General features: G+C 60.0%; 15 protein-coding genes and 1 other RNA gene. 9 read left to right on the top strand and 7 right to left on the bottom strand.

Annotated features, from left to right (window positions below; genetic code table 11):
- Window positions 1-448 precede the first annotated feature (448 nt).
- From ccoN to BLP65_RS10130, 7 genes are all read left to right on the top strand, one after another.
- Entirely contained in the window at window positions 449-1,876 is a 1,428-nt protein-coding gene (ccoN, locus tag BLP65_RS10160; RefSeq protein ID WP_092996386.1) for a cytochrome-c oxidase, cbb3-type subunit I, read from the top strand.
- A 20-nt stretch (window positions 1,877-1,896) separates the two neighbouring features.
- Window positions 1,897-2,610, top strand: a complete 714-nt coding sequence (gene ccoO, locus BLP65_RS10155; protein ID WP_092996383.1) for a cytochrome-c oxidase, cbb3-type subunit II — start codon at window positions 1,897-1,899, stop codon at window positions 2,608-2,610.
- Window positions 2,603-2,806 (top strand): cbb3-type cytochrome oxidase subunit 3, encoded by a 204-nt coding sequence (locus BLP65_RS10150; protein WP_092996380.1) that lies wholly within the window; start codon window positions 2,603-2,605, stop codon window positions 2,804-2,806. Before ccoO ends, BLP65_RS10150 begins: the two co-directional genes overlap by 8 nt.
- On the top strand, window positions 2,803-3,648 hold the full coding sequence (ccoP, locus tag BLP65_RS10145) for a cytochrome-c oxidase, cbb3-type subunit III (RefSeq protein WP_092996376.1): 846 nt from the start codon (window positions 2,803-2,805) through the stop codon (window positions 3,646-3,648). Before BLP65_RS10150 ends, ccoP begins: the two co-directional genes overlap by 4 nt.
- A gap of 247 nt (window positions 3,649-3,895) precedes the next feature.
- Window positions 3,896-5,314 carry a cytochrome c oxidase accessory protein CcoG gene (gene ccoG, locus BLP65_RS10140; protein ID WP_245688297.1) on the top strand — a complete coding sequence of 473 codons (1,419 nt, stop codon included), beginning with the start codon at window positions 3,896-3,898 and terminating at the stop codon, window positions 5,312-5,314.
- Between the two features lie 13 nt (window positions 5,315-5,327).
- Entirely contained in the window at window positions 5,328-5,855 is a 528-nt protein-coding gene (locus tag BLP65_RS10135; RefSeq protein ID WP_092996373.1) for a FixH family protein, read from the top strand.
- A gap of 321 nt (window positions 5,856-6,176) precedes the next feature.
- Complete coding sequence (locus tag BLP65_RS10130) at window positions 6,177-8,699, top strand: heavy metal translocating P-type ATPase (protein WP_092996369.1); 2,523 nt, start codon at window positions 6,177-6,179, stop codon at window positions 8,697-8,699.
- An 8-nt stretch (window positions 8,700-8,707) separates the two neighbouring features.
- Here the strand turns inward: BLP65_RS10130 and BLP65_RS10125 are convergent, their stop codons facing one another.
- Entirely contained in the window at window positions 8,708-8,908 is a 201-nt protein-coding gene (locus BLP65_RS10125) for a DUF2905 domain-containing protein (protein WP_092996366.1), read from the bottom strand.
- 112 nt (window positions 8,909-9,020) lie between these two features.
- Window positions 9,021-9,677, bottom strand: coding sequence for a ribose-5-phosphate isomerase RpiA (gene rpiA, locus BLP65_RS10120; protein WP_092996363.1), 657 nt, complete (start codon window positions 9,675-9,677; stop codon window positions 9,021-9,023).
- A 600-nt stretch (window positions 9,678-10,277) separates the two neighbouring features.
- Between rpiA and ilvA the strand changes: the two genes are divergently transcribed.
- Complete coding sequence (gene ilvA / locus BLP65_RS10115; protein WP_092996360.1) at window positions 10,278-11,789, top strand: threonine ammonia-lyase, biosynthetic; 1,512 nt, start codon at window positions 10,278-10,280, stop codon at window positions 11,787-11,789.
- Between the two features lie 87 nt (window positions 11,790-11,876).
- Here ilvA and BLP65_RS10110 read toward each other — a convergent pair whose 3' ends face one another.
- Window positions 11,877-12,344 (bottom strand): EVE domain-containing protein, encoded by a 468-nt coding sequence (locus BLP65_RS10110; RefSeq protein ID WP_092996357.1) that lies wholly within the window; start codon window positions 12,342-12,344, stop codon window positions 11,877-11,879.
- Between the two features lie 164 nt (window positions 12,345-12,508).
- On the opposite strand from BLP65_RS10110, the gene BLP65_RS17300 reads away from it, so the two are divergent.
- Window positions 12,509-12,634, top strand: coding sequence for a hypothetical protein (locus tag BLP65_RS17300; RefSeq protein ID WP_281180201.1), 126 nt, complete (start codon window positions 12,509-12,511; stop codon window positions 12,632-12,634).
- A 39-nt stretch (window positions 12,635-12,673) separates the two neighbouring features.
- On the opposite strand, the gene BLP65_RS10105 is transcribed toward BLP65_RS17300, so the two are convergent.
- From BLP65_RS10105 to BLP65_RS10090, 4 genes are all read right to left on the bottom strand, one after another.
- The gene (locus BLP65_RS10105; RefSeq protein WP_245688295.1) at window positions 12,674-13,279 is read right to left on the bottom strand and encodes a 5-formyltetrahydrofolate cyclo-ligase; all 606 of its coding nucleotides are present in this window, start codon (window positions 13,277-13,279) and stop codon (window positions 12,674-12,676) included.
- 34 nt (window positions 13,280-13,313) lie between these two features.
- Window positions 13,314-13,492: non-coding RNA, 6S RNA (gene ssrS, locus BLP65_RS10100), on the bottom strand.
- Between the two features lie 114 nt (window positions 13,493-13,606).
- Window positions 13,607-13,921, bottom strand: a complete 315-nt coding sequence (locus tag BLP65_RS10095) for a cell division protein ZapA (RefSeq protein WP_092996351.1) — start codon at window positions 13,919-13,921, stop codon at window positions 13,607-13,609.
- Window positions 13,921-14,133: a TIGR02449 family protein gene (locus tag BLP65_RS10090; RefSeq protein ID WP_092996348.1), complete on the bottom strand. Its 213-nt coding sequence runs from the start codon at window positions 14,131-14,133 to the stop codon at window positions 13,921-13,923. Before BLP65_RS10090 ends, BLP65_RS10095 begins: the two co-directional genes overlap by 1 nt.
- Window positions 14,134-14,248: the final 115 nt, after the last annotated feature.

Genomic DNA, 14,248 nt, shown 5'->3' with positions numbered 1-14,248 from the left:
GTACGGCGGGCTCGAAACCGGGTTCACAAAGGCTAACCTTAGTGTTGACAGGGGAATAGGGGAGTGGCACATTAATTGACAATTATCAAGTTTCTGGTATCTTACCAGCGACTAATATTAGGCCATGGTTTGCGGGACTCGGGGGTTTTCCGCAAAACCGTGGTCAGGCGCCACTCAGCGCGAGCTGCGAAGCCGGTTTTCAGGCGGTCTCCGATCGCAGGAACACCTGACCGAACAAGCGCTGTACTCACCACCCTCCGGCGCATTACTGTCGGCATTGGCGAATCCAGCCCCCCATCGCGGTCCTTCCGAGGAGGTCAGGCGTGGATCAGAGCAATGCGGCCAAATACCCAGGGCCTACGAGCCTCAACAACCCTGAAGCGCCATCCCGTTGGGGGATGCCTTCAGGGCACCTGTCGGTTTCGGTGATAACTAAAGGAGACTACTCGTGGAAGCACAAGTAGAGCAGAAATATGACTTCGAGGTCGTCAGGTGGTTCACCATCATGTCGGTCGTCTACTTGGTCGTGGGCACGCTGTTGGGTGTGTACGTGGCATCGGAGCTGGCCTGGCCCTTCCTCAATTTCGATACCGCAGAGCTTTCGTTTGGCCGCCTGCGTCCGCTGCATACCAATGCCGTGGTCTTCGCCTTTGGCGGCTGCGCCCTGATGGCTACCGGTTTCTATACCGTTCAGCGTACCGGCGGCACTGCCCTGTTCAGTAACGCCCTGGCGTGGTTCACCTTCTGGGGCTGGAATCTGATTATCGTCCTGGCCGTCATCACTCTGCCGCTGGGCATGACCCAGGCCAAGGAGTACGCCGAGCTGGAGTGGCCGATCGATATCCTGATCGCCGTCGTCTGGCTGGCCTACGGCCTGAATTTCTTCATGACCGTGGCCAGACGCAAGACCAGTCACATCTACGTGTCGAACTGGTTCTTCATGGGCATGATCGTCATGATCACCTACTTGCACGTGGTCAACTCCATGGCCATTCCGGTGAGCATGACCCAGTCTTATTCGGTCTTCTCCGGCGTGCAGGACGCCATGATTCAGTGGTGGTGGGGTCATAACGCGGTCGGCTTCTATTTGACCGCCGGCTTCCTCGGTATCATGTACTACTTCGTGCCGAAGCAGGCGGGACGTCCGGTGTTCTCCTATCGCCTTTCCGTGCTCCACTTCTGGGTGCTGATGTTCGGTTATGTCTGGCTGGGTGCACATCACCTCCACTACACCGCACTGCCGGACTGGACCGGCTCCCTCGGTGCCGCCATCTCCCTGGCCATGATTATTCCCTCCTGGGGTGGTGCCATTAACGGCATGATGACCCTCTCGGGTGCCTGGGACAAACTGCGCAACGACTACATCCTGCGCTTCCTGATCATGTCTCTGGCCTTCTACGCGATGTCTACCTTCGAGGGCCCGGTCATGTCCGCCAAGACCGTCAACGCCCTCTCTCACTACACCGACTGGACCATCGGCCATGTGCACTCCGGTGCCCTGGGTTGGGTCGCCATGGTCGCTGCGGGCGCCCTCTACCACATGATCGAGAGGCTGTGGAATACCCGCATGTACTCTCCCGCACTGGTGAACTTGCACTTCTGGCTGGCCACCATCGGGGCCGTGGTCTACATCACCGCCATGTGGGTCTCCGGCATCATGCAGGGTCTGATGTGGCGTGACTACGACGAGTTCGGCACCCTCACCTACACGTTCGCCGAGTCCGTCGCCGCCATGCATCCGTACTATGCCATGCGCGCTGTCGGCGGAATGATCTACTGGGCCGGCGGTGCCGTGATGCTTTACAACATGGTGATGACCATCCGCCAGGCCACGGCCGAGCGGGTTACCGCCGCCAATGCCGCCGCCACCGCCTAAGCGACAGGAGTACATCGACAATGGCTGACAAAATTTACTCGACAAAGCTGCAGGACCGGATCGAGCGGAACGTCTTCCTGATGTTCATCTTTCTGATCGTGCTGCTCTCGGTGGGCGGTCTCGTCGAGATTGTTCCGCTGTTTTTCCTGAAAGACACCATGGAGCACAACAAGCACCCCGAGATCGTCTGGGAGCGTCCGGAAGGCGCAACCCTTAACGACTGGCAACCGGGTGACGGTGTGCGCCCCTACAAACCGCTGGAACTGGCCGGTCGCGACGTCTATCTGCGGGAAGGCTGCTACACCTGCCATTCCCAGATGATCCGCCCGTTCCGTGACGAGAACGAGCGTTACGGTCACTACTCGCTGGCCTCCGAGTCCATGTATGACCACCCCTTCCAGTGGGGCTCCAAGCGCACCGGGCCGGACCTGGCCCGTGTGGGTGGCAAGTACTCCGACGAATGGCATACACGGCACCTGCGTAAGCCGCGTTCGGTGGTGCCGGAGTCGGTGATGCCGAATTATCCGTGGCTTGAGGAGAACCGGGTGGATGCTGCCCACGTCACCAGGGCCATGCGCGCCATGCAACGAGTCGGCGTGCCCTACACCGAGGGCGACGTCCGCAGCGCCGCTGCCGAGGTGCAGGGGGCTAACGAGATGGATGCGGTGGTCGCTTACCTGCAGTCTCTCGGAACTCACGTGAAGTTCGAAGAGGGCGTGGATTACCGTGAGTAAATTCGAGGAATACTTCCACACCGACTGGGCCTCTCTGACGGTTCACGACTGGATTGGCCTGATTATCACCGTCATCGTTTTTCTCCTGATGGTGGGGCTCTATGTGTGGGTATTTCACCCGAAGAACAAGGAAAAGTTCGAATCTCAACGGCATATCCCGCTGGAGAACGATTTCGATTCGGAGGATAAGAAATGAGCGACCAAAAAAACCCCTACGGTTCCGGCACCACGGGGCACGTGTGGGACGAAAACCTCGCGGAGGCGACCAATCCGCCGCCCAAGTGGTGGATGATCGGACTGCATGCGTCGTGGATACTGGTGCTCCTCTACACCATCGTCTACCCGTCATGGCCCTGGTTCGGCGGCGCCTTTCAGGGCGTTTTGGGATGGACGTCCATCGGCGAGTACAAGCGAGACCTTGCTGCCATCAACGAGGTGCGAGGCAAGTATGAAAGTCAATTGCCCGGCAAGTCGGCCGCGGCAATCCTGGTCGATGATGAATTGAACGAATACGTCCGGCGTTCCGCCAAGGTGCTGTTTGGTGAAAACTGTGCCGCCTGCCACGGCTCCGGCGGTGGCGGAAACCCCGGCTATCCGGTGCTCGCCGATGACGAGTGGCTCTACGGTGGCGAGATTGACAAGATCGTGCAGTCGATCAGTGCCGGCCGCCAGGGCATGATGCCTGCCAGGGGCGGCGCCGCCCTGACCGAGGCGGAGGTCGATGAGTTGGCCCGCGCTGTGGCCGCAACGGATCCGACCTCTTCGCCGCTTTACAGCGGCAAGGGCACCTGTTTTGCCTGTCACGGACCGGATGGCAAGGGCAATCCGGCCCTGGGCGCCCCTGACTTGACCGACCAGATCTGGCGCTTCGGTGACGGCAGTGTCGAGGATGTCCGCTACACCATCCTGCACGGGGTCAATGATGCCAACGATCCGGGCAGCCGTAATGCCGAGATGCCCTCCTGGCAGGAGCGCCTCAGTGAAACCGAAATCAAGAAGCTGGCGGTCTATGTCCACCAATTCGGTGGCGGCAAGTAGCCGGTGCTCTACAGGGTGCGGGCATTCCTGCCCGCACCACTTCACCCGCTCCAGGTGAATCCATGCCACTTTTCCGGACGTGCGGGCACAGCAGCGGGCCACTGGTACGAAGAAACCGTACCTTGCAGGGGGCGGACTGCTCATTTGCCGAGTTATGACATGCTAATACGCCCGGGAATCCGTGAGGCAGTTTGCAGGTCTAATCCACAGTCAGTCGGATGGCGGCCGACGCAAACGGGAGGGTATCGTGAGCGGCAAGGTAGTTGAACAGAGCGTAAGGGTCCAGGACCTCTACGACGACCTTGAAAAATGGCACGTCAACACCGGTGGCGAAACCATTCATGCCAAGCGCATGTCCGGGCGGTTTCGCAAGCTGAAGTGGTTGACGGCTTCCGCATGGCTGCTCTTTTTCCTCGGCCCTTATCTTCGCTATGACGGCCGTCAGGCGATCCTGTTCGATATCCCGGATCGGAAGTTCTACATATTCGATATCACCATCATGCCTCAGGACATCTGGATGCTGTCCCTGACGCTGCTGTTCTTTGCCATTCTGCTGGCGGTGATAACGTCCGTTGCCGGGCGGGTATTCTGTGGCTACTTCTGTTTCCAGACGGTCTGGACCGACGTCTATACCTGGATTGAGGGGAAGCTCGAGGGTGCTCCGCACAAGCGGCGCAAGCTTGACCGGGCACCCATGAGCTTCGCGAAGCTCCGCGTCAAAGTGCCCAAGCACGTAGCCTGGTTGGCGATCGCCATGCTCACCGGCGTCTCCTTCGCTGCCTGGTTCACCGACGCCTACGCGCTGTGGGCGGACTACCTCACACTGAGTGCGTCAAAAGCAGCCTGGATTGTGCTGGGACTGTTTACCGGTGGGACCTATCTCTTTGCCGGATTCATGCGTGAGCAGGTCTGCTTCTGGCTCTGTCCGTACGCCCGCATCCAGGGGGTAATGTACGACACCGAGACGATTCTGCCCGCGTACGATCATCACCGCGGCGAACCGCGGGGAAAGCTGAAAAAAGGCAGTGTGGCGGAAGGGCAGGGTGACTGCATCGACTGCAACCAGTGCGTCGCGGTCTGCCCCACCGGCATCGATATTCGCGAGGGCCAGCACGAAGGCTGCATCACCTGCGCCCTGTGCATCGATGCCTGTGATTCCGTGATGGAGAAAATCAACAAGCCCAAGGGGCTGATCCGCTACGCCTCCTGGGATGAACTCGAAGGTAAACCGGTCCCGAAGCTGTTGCAGCGTCCACGCGTGTTGGTCTACCTCGCCATCATCACGGTGGCCGCAGTGGGAATTGTTTACGGTGTGACGCATCTCGGTACGTTTGGGCTCTCGGTGGTTCACGAGCGTTCACCACTGTTCGTACTGCAGAGTGACGGTTCCATTCAGAACAAGTACGACCTGAAGATTCTCAACAAATCGGATGTCGACCATCCGGTCCGGCTCACCGCAAATGGTCCTGATGGACTGGTACTGAGGACACCGGAGCAGCCGCTTACGGCCCAGGCGGGGGAAGTCACCAGCTTTACCGTATTTGTGCGAGTACCGCGCCGGCAGTTGGACGCCGAGATGCAGCCCGTCATCTTCGAGATTCAGTCGGTTGAGGATGAAGGGGCAAGCGCTGAGTACAAAAGTATGTTCGTAGGCCCGCGGCAATAGGGGAAACACCGACATGAGTGTCGAAGCAAAGCGTCTTTTTTCACAGTCGAACAAACAGGGATGGCGTAACCCCTGGGTGATTGGCTGGATCTCGTTGCTGGTGATCGTGCTGGGCGTCAACATCGGTATGGTCAGCCTGGCCGTCATAACCAATCCCGGCCTGGTCGACAGGGACTTTTACGATAGCGGTCAGGCGATGGAGCAGCAGTATCGCAAGCGCCAGGCTGCGCGCACTGCCCTTGGATGGGACCTGGAGTTGGACCTGCCGAAGAAAAGCGTAGCGGGGAGACCCGATGTCTATCGGCTGAACCTGCTCGACAAGCAGGGGCAGCCGATCCGTGGTGCCGACGTGCGATTGACCGCCTATCGCCCATCGGATGCGAGCGCCGATTTCGATGTCGCCCTGAAAGAGGCCGCGGCCGGCCGGTACGACGGCTATCTGGCGCTGCCCCTGAAGGGCATATGGGACCTGAGGGTGCACGTGAGCCGGGGAGAAGACAGCTGGGATATCACCCGGCGTATTTCGGCCGAAGCCTCCTGAGGTCCTCGACACGGAGAATGCGCGCGACTCAGGTGTTGGCGTTCTCCGTGATGTCAGCGCTTAACCGGATCTTCCCAGCGGCCGCTCGTCACGAGGCCCACCCGCCACCTCGGCCCCGAATTAGTGACAAACCGGTAACCTGTCATTGCGAGGAGCCCCAGCGACGCGGCAATCTCGGGGTGGGAGTTTAGAGATTACTTCGTCGCTGGGGCTCCTCGTAATGACAGAAGTGAAGTTCGCCGTTGGTTCGAGGCCTAGCGGCGAGCGGTGCTCGTAATGAGCAGGGGCAAGTTCATCAAGAGAGATAGCCAGCTAACACCCATGCCCGCATCCGAAACCTCCACATCCTGCTTTCACTGCGGCCTGCCGGTCCCGCCGGGCGAGCGTCACGGGTCGGATATCGACGGGGAGCATCGCCATTTCTGCTGTATCGGTTGCAAGGCGGTGTGCGAGGCGATCTACGAGGCCGGGCTGGAGGGTTTTTATCAGCGAACACCGGAAGGGAGTCTACTGGCCCCACCGCCCGAACCTCCTGAAGATGCGGCAATGTACGACCTGGACGATGTGCAGGCCGAGTACGTCAGGGAGCTGGGTGAGCAGCGTGAAATCCATCTCCTGGTGGAAGGCATCCATTGTGCCGCCTGCGTATGGTTGATTGAGCGCACTCTGGGGCGGATGCAGGGCGTGCTGGCGGCCAGCGTCAATCTGTCCGGCAAGCGGCTGCTGGTGCGTTGGGACAACACCCGGGTCCGGCTCTCGGAGATCATCGGCCGACTGGGGCAGATTGGTTATGCAGCCGTGCCTTTCGACCCCGAGGCGGCCGAAGGCGCACTGAAAAAGCAGAACCGGAGCATGCTGTTTCGCCTGGCATTCGCCGCCTTCGCCGTAATGAACCTGATGTGGATCTCGATTGCTCTCTACTCGGGGGCGGACCAGGGCGAATTCCGCGGCCTCTTTCACTGGGTTGGCTTCGGCCTTGCCACACCCACACTGTTCTACTCGGGATGGCCCTTTTTCCGGGGAGCCTGGACGGGCCTTCGCAACCTGCACCTCACCATGGACTTCCCTATCGCCCTCGGCGCCAGCACCACCTGGGCCTACTCGGTCTATGTGACCGTGAGCGGCACTACCGGAGGAGAGGTCTACTTCGATACGGTGGTGAACTTCATGTTCGTCATCCTCATCGGGCGCTACCTTGAGGCGATGTCCAAGCGCCACGCCGTTGCCGCCACCCAGCGGTTGATGGACCTGCAGCCCAGGGTGGCCACTCTCCTCAGCGATGGCGATGAACAGATCATGCCCATCCGCGCGGTGAAACCGGGCGATACCGTTCTGGTGCGGGCGGGGAACAAGGTTCCGGTGGATGGCCGGGTGGTCGAGGGTCGCAGCCAGGTGGACGAGTCGATGCTCTCCGGGGAGGCCGAACCGGTTGGCAAGCACCCCGGAGATCCGGTCTCGGCGGGAACCATCAACGTCCACAGTGCACTCACCGTCCGGGTTGAGGGTACCCTGGGCAACACCGCCCTGGGACGCATCATTACCATGGTCGAACAGGCCCAGGCCTCCCGTGCGCCGATACAGCGACTGGCGGACCGAATCGTTCCCTGGTTCGTTCTGACCACTCTGGTACTCGCCTCGTTGACCTTCGCCTACTGGCTGGGTGAAGACTTCGAGGTGGCACTCACGGCAGCAACCGCGGTGCTCATTATCACCTGTCCGTGCGCGTTCGGGATGGCCACCCCCATGTCGATTGCGGTCGCGTCAGGGCAGGGCGCCCGCCACGGCATTCTGATCAAGAATGGTGCCGTACTGGAGACGCTCTCACGGGTGTCGCACGTCGTATTCGACAAGACCGGAACCCTCACCGAAGGGCGCATGCAGCTCCACGAGGTCGCCGCCCACGGAATCGGGGAGCAGGAACTGCTGGGCATGGCGGCATCGGTAGAGCGCTACTCCGAGCACACCATCGCCCGCGCGGTGGTCGACGAGGCCGAAGAACGGAAGATCGAATGGCGCTCCCTGGATGTAACTGATTTCGAGAGTGAACCGGGCCTCGGCGTCGCCGCCCGGGTGGCGGGACGGCCGGTGATCATCGGTACCCGGGTCTGGCTCGACAGGCACAGCATCACCGCTGTCGAGGCGCTGGATGAGCGCGTCCGTGAGCTGGAGAAGGCGGGGATTACCTGTGTGCACATGGCGTTCCGGGGACGTGAAGTGGGCATCATCGCGGTGGCGGACCGTCTGCGCTCGGACGCCGCGGCGCTGGTTGCGAGTCTGCGGGCGGCAGGAATTCGCATGACGCTGCTTACGGGAGACCGGCGGCGGGTCGCCGAAGCCACTGCCGGACAGCTCGGCGGCATGGGGGTCATGGCCGAGGTGCTGCCGCGCGACAAGGATCGGGTAATCGGTGAACTCCAGGCCCGGGGGGAGTGTGTCGCCATGGTGGGGGACGGGGTCAACGATGCCCCGGCACTGATCCGCGCCGACGTGGGCATCGCCGTGGGCTCCGGGACCGACGTCTCCATCGAGTGTGCCGACATCGTCCTGATGAGTGATGAACTGGAAAAGGTACGGCTGGCGACCATGCTCTCGCGCCGAACCCTGCGTACCATTCGCCAGAATATCGGCCTGTCGATGACCTACAACGCGATCATGGTGCCGCTGGCGATGGCCGCATTCATCACACCGCTGGTGGCCGCCATTGCGATGCCGATCAGCTCCCTGCTCGTCATCGGCAACGCGGCCCGCATTCGCACCCTGTTCAAAACCTCACGCAGTGAACCACCGGTTGCGGCGAACCCGGCCGCCGCCACGCTTCCATCCTGTGATCCATGCGGAAAATAGTGCGCGCCCTATCTCCGGAACAGCCAGAACAGCAGAGAGAGGATGAGGCTGACCAGGATTGATGTGGTCACGGGAAAATAGAAGCGGAAATTCTCCCGCTCGATAACAATATCTCCCGGCAGTCGTCCCAGACCGATTTTTTGCAGCCATGGCAGGGCCAGGCCGATGACGACCAGGGCAATGCCGAGAATAATCAGAAATCGGGACATGGGGCTAAGTGATTAACCACAGAGAACACAGAGGTTTGCCTTCAAAGGCAACATAGATCTGTTTTGCTGGTTCCTCTGTGCCCTCTGTGCCCTCTGTGGTTTGAACCGTCAATCAATCCAGCTTCTTGACGCCGTCGGGTGTGCCCATCAGTACGACGTCGGCAGGGTCGCGTGCGAACAGACCATTGGTGACGACGCCGACGATGTTGTTCAGCTCCTGCTCGAGCTTGGCCGGTTCCATGATTTGCAGGCCGTGCACATCGAGGATGATGTTGCCGTTGTCGGTGACGAAGCCCTCCCGGTAGACCGGCTCACCACCCATTTTGACCACCTGACGCGCCACAAGGCTGCGGGCCATGGGGATTACTTCGATCGGCAAAGGGAATGTGCCGAGCACGTCCACCACCTTGCTCTCATCGACGATGCAGACGAACTGCCGTGATGCCGCGGCAACGATCTTTTCCCGGGTCAGAGCACCGCCGCCGCCCTTGACCAGTTGGCCGTAGCGGTTGGTTTCATCGGCGCCGTCGACGTAGACCGCGATCTCATCGACCATATTGAGGTCCATTACCTCGATGCCGTGGCTCTTCAGGCGGTCGGCACTCGCCTTGGAGCTGGCGACGGTGCCATTGATCTTGTGCTTGATCCCGGCCAGGTAATCGATAAAGTGATTGGCTGTAGAGCCGGTACCGACGCCGACAATGGTATCGGCTTGTACATATTCCAGAGCGGCCTTGGCCACCGCTTTTTTCATTTCGTCCTGAGTCATGGGAAACCTTTCCTCTGGGTCTTCGCCCTGTTTTTCGAATCGTGATGTAGAGGGTGGCAAATCGCCTATAGCCCACTGCTGTTCATCCAACACCGGCTTCATCGCCGCCGTTTTGGTTCGTGGCAAGGCGCAGTGAGCGACGTGCAGTTGCCTGATGACGACCTGCCTGCGCAAAAAGGGCGCCATTACGGCCGGGAAGGCCCGTATGCGGCGAGGCCCTCCCGCGCATCTGGCGCTCGCGGCCTGCTGTCCCCCTTGGCCCGACGATTATGGGCACAATGCAGATCGCGCCGGCTTATTGGAAGCGCCCTCGTAAGGATATCAAAAATCGGGAGCGGGGGGTCCGGTGCCTATTTGTCGCAGGAGCGGGCGGTAGCCAAAAGGCCTTGATACCACAGGGATCTCTCCGCTTCCCGAGTCTGTGCTCCTTTAGGGCACTTCTATAAACTCGTCTTTCCCGCGAAAGCGGGAATCCAGCCGTTTGACTTTACTGGGCTCCCGCTTTCGCGGGAGTGACGAAAAATGAAATTTTTAGAGGTTCCCTTTATGTCGCCCTGCCGCTTCGGTATCTTGTAGCTCTTTCCCAGCGACCACGCATCCATGCCCATCGATTATCTGAAACGTATCCTCACCGCCCGGGTCTACGACGTCGCCGTCGAGACACCCCTCGAGCACGCACCGGCGCTCTCCCGGCGCTTCGATAACAGAGTATGGCTGAAGCGCGAGGACTTGCAGCCGGTCTTCTCGTTCAAGCTGCGCGGCGCCTACAACAAGATGGTGAACCTCACCGCTGAGCAGCGCGCCCGCGGTGTCGTCGCCGCATCGGCGGGAAACCATGCCCAGGGGGTGGCACTGTCGGCCCGGAGACTGGATATCGATGCGCTCATCGTCATGCCGGAGACCACCCCCGAAATCAAGGTGGCGGCCGTCAGAAACCTCGGGGCTCGTATCGAACTGCACGGTAACGCCTACAACGAGGCGGCGGAGTTCGCGCAGAAGATGGTCGAAGAGGAGGGAATGACCTTCGTTCATCCCTACGACGACCCCGAGGTGATTGCCGGCCAGGGGACGATCGCGATGGAGATCCTGCGCCAGCACTCGGGGGATATCGATGCCATCTTCGTCCCGGTGGGCGGTGGCGGACTGATTTCGGGGATCGCCACCTACGTGAAGGCACTCAAACCCGGCATCAAGGTGATCGGCGTCGAACCGGATGACGCCCCCTGCATGTATGAGGCACTGAAGGCGGATCAGCGGGTCATCCTCGATCAGGTCGGCATCTTTGCCGATGGTGTCGCGGTTCGCCAGGCCGGTGAGGAGCCGTTTCGGATCGCCCGTCAGTTCGTGGATGAAATCATTCTGGTCTCCAGCGATGAAATCTGCGCTGCCATCAAGGACATCTTCGAGGATACCCGCTCCATTGCAGAGCCTGCGGGCGCCCTGGGCGTGGCGGGCCTCAAGAAGTACGTCAACCGCGAAAAAATACAGGGCGCCGAGCTGATCGCCATCGACAGCGGTGCCAATATCAATTTTGACCGCCTGCGCCACGTCGCGGAACGGGCCGAAATCGGTGAGCGCCGCGAGGTCCTCTTCGCCGCCACCATCCGCGAACGGCCCGGAAGTTTCCGACAGTTCTGCGATCTGCTCGGCAAGCGGCAGATCACCGAATTCAACTACCGCTACGCCGATGCCTCGGAGGCGCACGTCTTTGTCGGGGTACAGAGCTCCGGCGATGATGCGGATCGGGAAGCATTGCTCGCTCTGCTCCACGGCCACGATATTCCGGTGGTGGATCTGTCGGACAACGAAATGGCGAAGCTGCATATCCGCTACATGGTCGGCGGCCGTTCTGATGCACCCGACGAAAGACTGCTGCGCTTCGAGTTTCCGGAACGTCCGGCGGCTCTGATGCGCTTCCTGAACAGTATGGGACAGCACTGGAATATCAGTCTCTTCCATTACCGCAATCATGGTGCGGCGTATGGCCGGGTGCTGGCGGGCATCCAGGTGCCCCCCGAAGACAACGAGGCGTTCCTCCGGTTTCTCGACCAGCTGGGTTATCGCTGGTGGGAAGAGACCGAAGACCCGGTCTATGAACTGTTTCTGCGCTGATAGCAGTATGTCGCGGCAGAGGAATCAAGGTGTTGGTCAACAGAACCACTGAGGACACGGAGGATTATTACTCGGTGTACTCAGTGGTTAGCTTTCCAGGCCCAGAATGTATTCCCACTGCTGCGCGGTGACCGGCATGATCGAGAGTCGATTGCCGCGGCGCAGGAGCGGCAAATCCTCCAGTGCGTCGGCATGCTCCTCCTTGAGCTCCTGGAGGGATATGGTGCGTTTGAGTTTGCGGACGAACTTCACGTCGACCATGTACCAGCGCGGCTTATCCGGATCGCTTTTGGGATCGTAGTATTTCGCATCGGGATCGAAGGCGGTGTGGTCCGGATAACCTTCGCGGACCACCTCGGCAATCCCGACGATCCCCGGAACTTTGGTGTTGGAGTGGTAAAACAGCACCCGGTCGCCTGCCCGCATCTGATCGCGCATCATGTTCCGGGCCTGATAGTTGCGAACACCATCCCAGTGGTCGGTACCCTTCGGGCAGGCCGCGAGGTCGTCGATGCCGAAGGTCTCGGGTTCGGATTTCATCAGCCAGTACTGCATACGTTCCCCTTTGGTTTTTTGTGAATTGGTCGGTATTACCACATCTAGAGGGCGTTATTCTTACCATGAATCTTGTAGGGGCATTGACAACCCGAAGTCGGTTGGCTATACAGGAGGTCGCTTTTTAACACTCTGCCCCTTTTTTGTGGTTATACGGAGGTGCAATGAGACGTCGAAAACCCGACATCTTGGTCGTTCTTGCGGTATTGGTCGTAACGGGCGTACTGGCCACCAGCGTCGCTCAGGGCATGATTGGCGATTCCCGGCCACAAATCGAAGCGCAACGCTGAAAAAGCACCTGAGGCCACGTCGTATTGACGGGCTTCGCTTCAGCTCCTCTCTTCAGTCTCGTAGAATTGCGTTTCGGTGATGATGCCGTTCATCGGTACATCCCAGGACTCGCAGGGTAGTTCTCCCACCCGCTGGAACTCGAAAGCTGTGCCCAGAATCCGGGGCTTGTGCCAGCGATGGCGCTGATTGAGGTAGGCGAAGGTGCGATCATAAAAGCCGCCTCCCATCCCCAGCCGGTTGCCCATTGCATCGAAAGCAACCAGCGGCGCAAGCACCAGGTCCAGGCTCCACACCCTGCGCATGGCCGAGCACGCCACGTCCGGTTCGGGGATACCGAACCGGTTCGGGGTCATTCTGCAACCCGGCCGGTACGGAGCGAACCACAGCCGGTTGTGAAACAGCGGGCTCAATACCGGTAGATAACAGCGTTTCCCCATCCGGCAGGCGCGTTCAGCCAGAGCGTGCAGGTCCACCTCGCCATCATTACTGATGTACAGCGCGATATGGCGACTGCGCCGAAACAGTGGTGTGCGCAGCAGTTGCATTACCAGCGCATTCGAGCGTCGCTGGCGTTCCTGCTCCGATAGAGCGCGTCTTTGCCGGCGCATGGTCCGGCGGATCTGGTTACGTTCGGATCGATTCACGTGGCGTGTTGTCACGGGGAGAGTTGGAGGGAGGGTACCACCCGGAGTGCCGCCGGCGCCGTTACCTTGAACCCTTGGTTCAAGTGGGTCCAGCAACCAGCACATCAGGCTTTCCGACGCACGGACATGCACACAGCGCTGGTATATAAGGTCCCGGGTGGTGCTTATCGGCTCAAGAATTACCGACGCGCAAAGCGCACACCCCAGGCGATACCCAAAACAAACTGATACGAATCATTTAACCGCAGAGCTTTCCCGGCTCCTTGCAGCTTCCGCAAAAATCCAAAGGAGTGCAAGCTCTTCCGTGAATCGCTGAAATCTCTGTTGTTACAGCTCCATCTGCCGGTCCTCTCTTTCGAGGGCCGTTTCAATCTTGTCCTGCATCACACGCAGCCGCTCACCGAGATCCCGAGTGCAGCCGTTTTCGATGCTGCGCTCTTCAATAAGTTCATGGGCGATGTTCAGGGCGGCCATGACCGCGATGCGCTCGCTGCCGATCACCTTGCCGCTATCCTTTATCTCGCGCATCTTGCGGTCAAGCAGGCGCGCGGATTCATGCAGCGCCTCTTTTTCCTCGGGCGGACATCCCACGAGGAACTCCTTGCCGAGGATCACAACCTTCTGTTCGATCGGGTCGTGCATTAATTCTGCTCCATCGATTTGAGTCGGGCGATCATCGCCTCGACGCGGCCCCGGGCCTCCTCTGTCTTTTCGATAAGGCGCGCCCGTTCGGTATTGAGCATCGCCTGGCTCTCACGAAGCGATCGGTTCTCTTCCCTGAGACGCGCGACACAGTGGATGAGTTCATCCACATACCGCTCAAGGGCTCTCAATTCAGTATCATCCGCACTCATCTACGGCAAGCTGTTGAATTTCAGCGAAAACGCGGCGGTGTACTGTTGCATGCTTGGCGGTGCTTTCAGCGAGTCGCTGGCCGGCCAGATGCAAGGCGCGTTTCGCAGGGAATGG

This window comes from Thiohalomonas denitrificans (assembly GCF_900102855.1).
GTDB lineage: Bacteria > Pseudomonadota > Gammaproteobacteria > Thiohalomonadales > Thiohalomonadaceae > Thiohalomonas > Thiohalomonas denitrificans.
Note: the sequence above shows the minus strand (reverse complement) of the source record. Positions and strands in the feature narration are given on the sequence as shown.

Coding starts and splice junctions, on each gene's coding strand:
- BLP65_RS17300 (WP_281180201.1), top strand. CDS start 12,509: ATGAGACGTCGAAAACCCGACATCTTGGTCGTTCTTGCGGTATTGGTC.
- BLP65_RS10090 (WP_092996348.1), bottom strand. CDS start 14,133: ATGAGTGCGGATGATACTGAATTGAGAGCCCTTGAGCGGTATGTGGAT.
- ccoP (WP_092996376.1), top strand. CDS start 2,803: ATGAGCGACCAAAAAAACCCCTACGGTTCCGGCACCACGGGGCACGTG.
- BLP65_RS10110 (WP_092996357.1), bottom strand. CDS start 12,344: ATGCAGTACTGGCTGATGAAATCCGAACCCGAGACCTTCGGCATCGAC.
- BLP65_RS10095 (WP_092996351.1), bottom strand. CDS start 13,921: ATGCACGACCCGATCGAACAGAAGGTTGTGATCCTCGGCAAGGAGTTC.
- BLP65_RS10125 (WP_092996366.1), bottom strand. CDS start 8,908: ATGTCCCGATTTCTGATTATTCTCGGCATTGCCCTGGTCGTCATCGGC.
- BLP65_RS10135 (WP_092996373.1), top strand. CDS start 5,328: ATGAGTGTCGAAGCAAAGCGTCTTTTTTCACAGTCGAACAAACAGGGA.
- ccoO (WP_092996383.1), top strand. CDS start 1,897: ATGGCTGACAAAATTTACTCGACAAAGCTGCAGGACCGGATCGAGCGG.
- rpiA (WP_092996363.1), bottom strand. CDS start 9,677: ATGACTCAGGACGAAATGAAAAAAGCGGTGGCCAAGGCCGCTCTGGAA.
- ilvA (WP_092996360.1), top strand. CDS start 10,278: ATGCCCATCGATTATCTGAAACGTATCCTCACCGCCCGGGTCTACGAC.
- BLP65_RS10130 (WP_092996369.1), top strand. CDS start 6,177: ATGCCCGCATCCGAAACCTCCACATCCTGCTTTCACTGCGGCCTGCCG.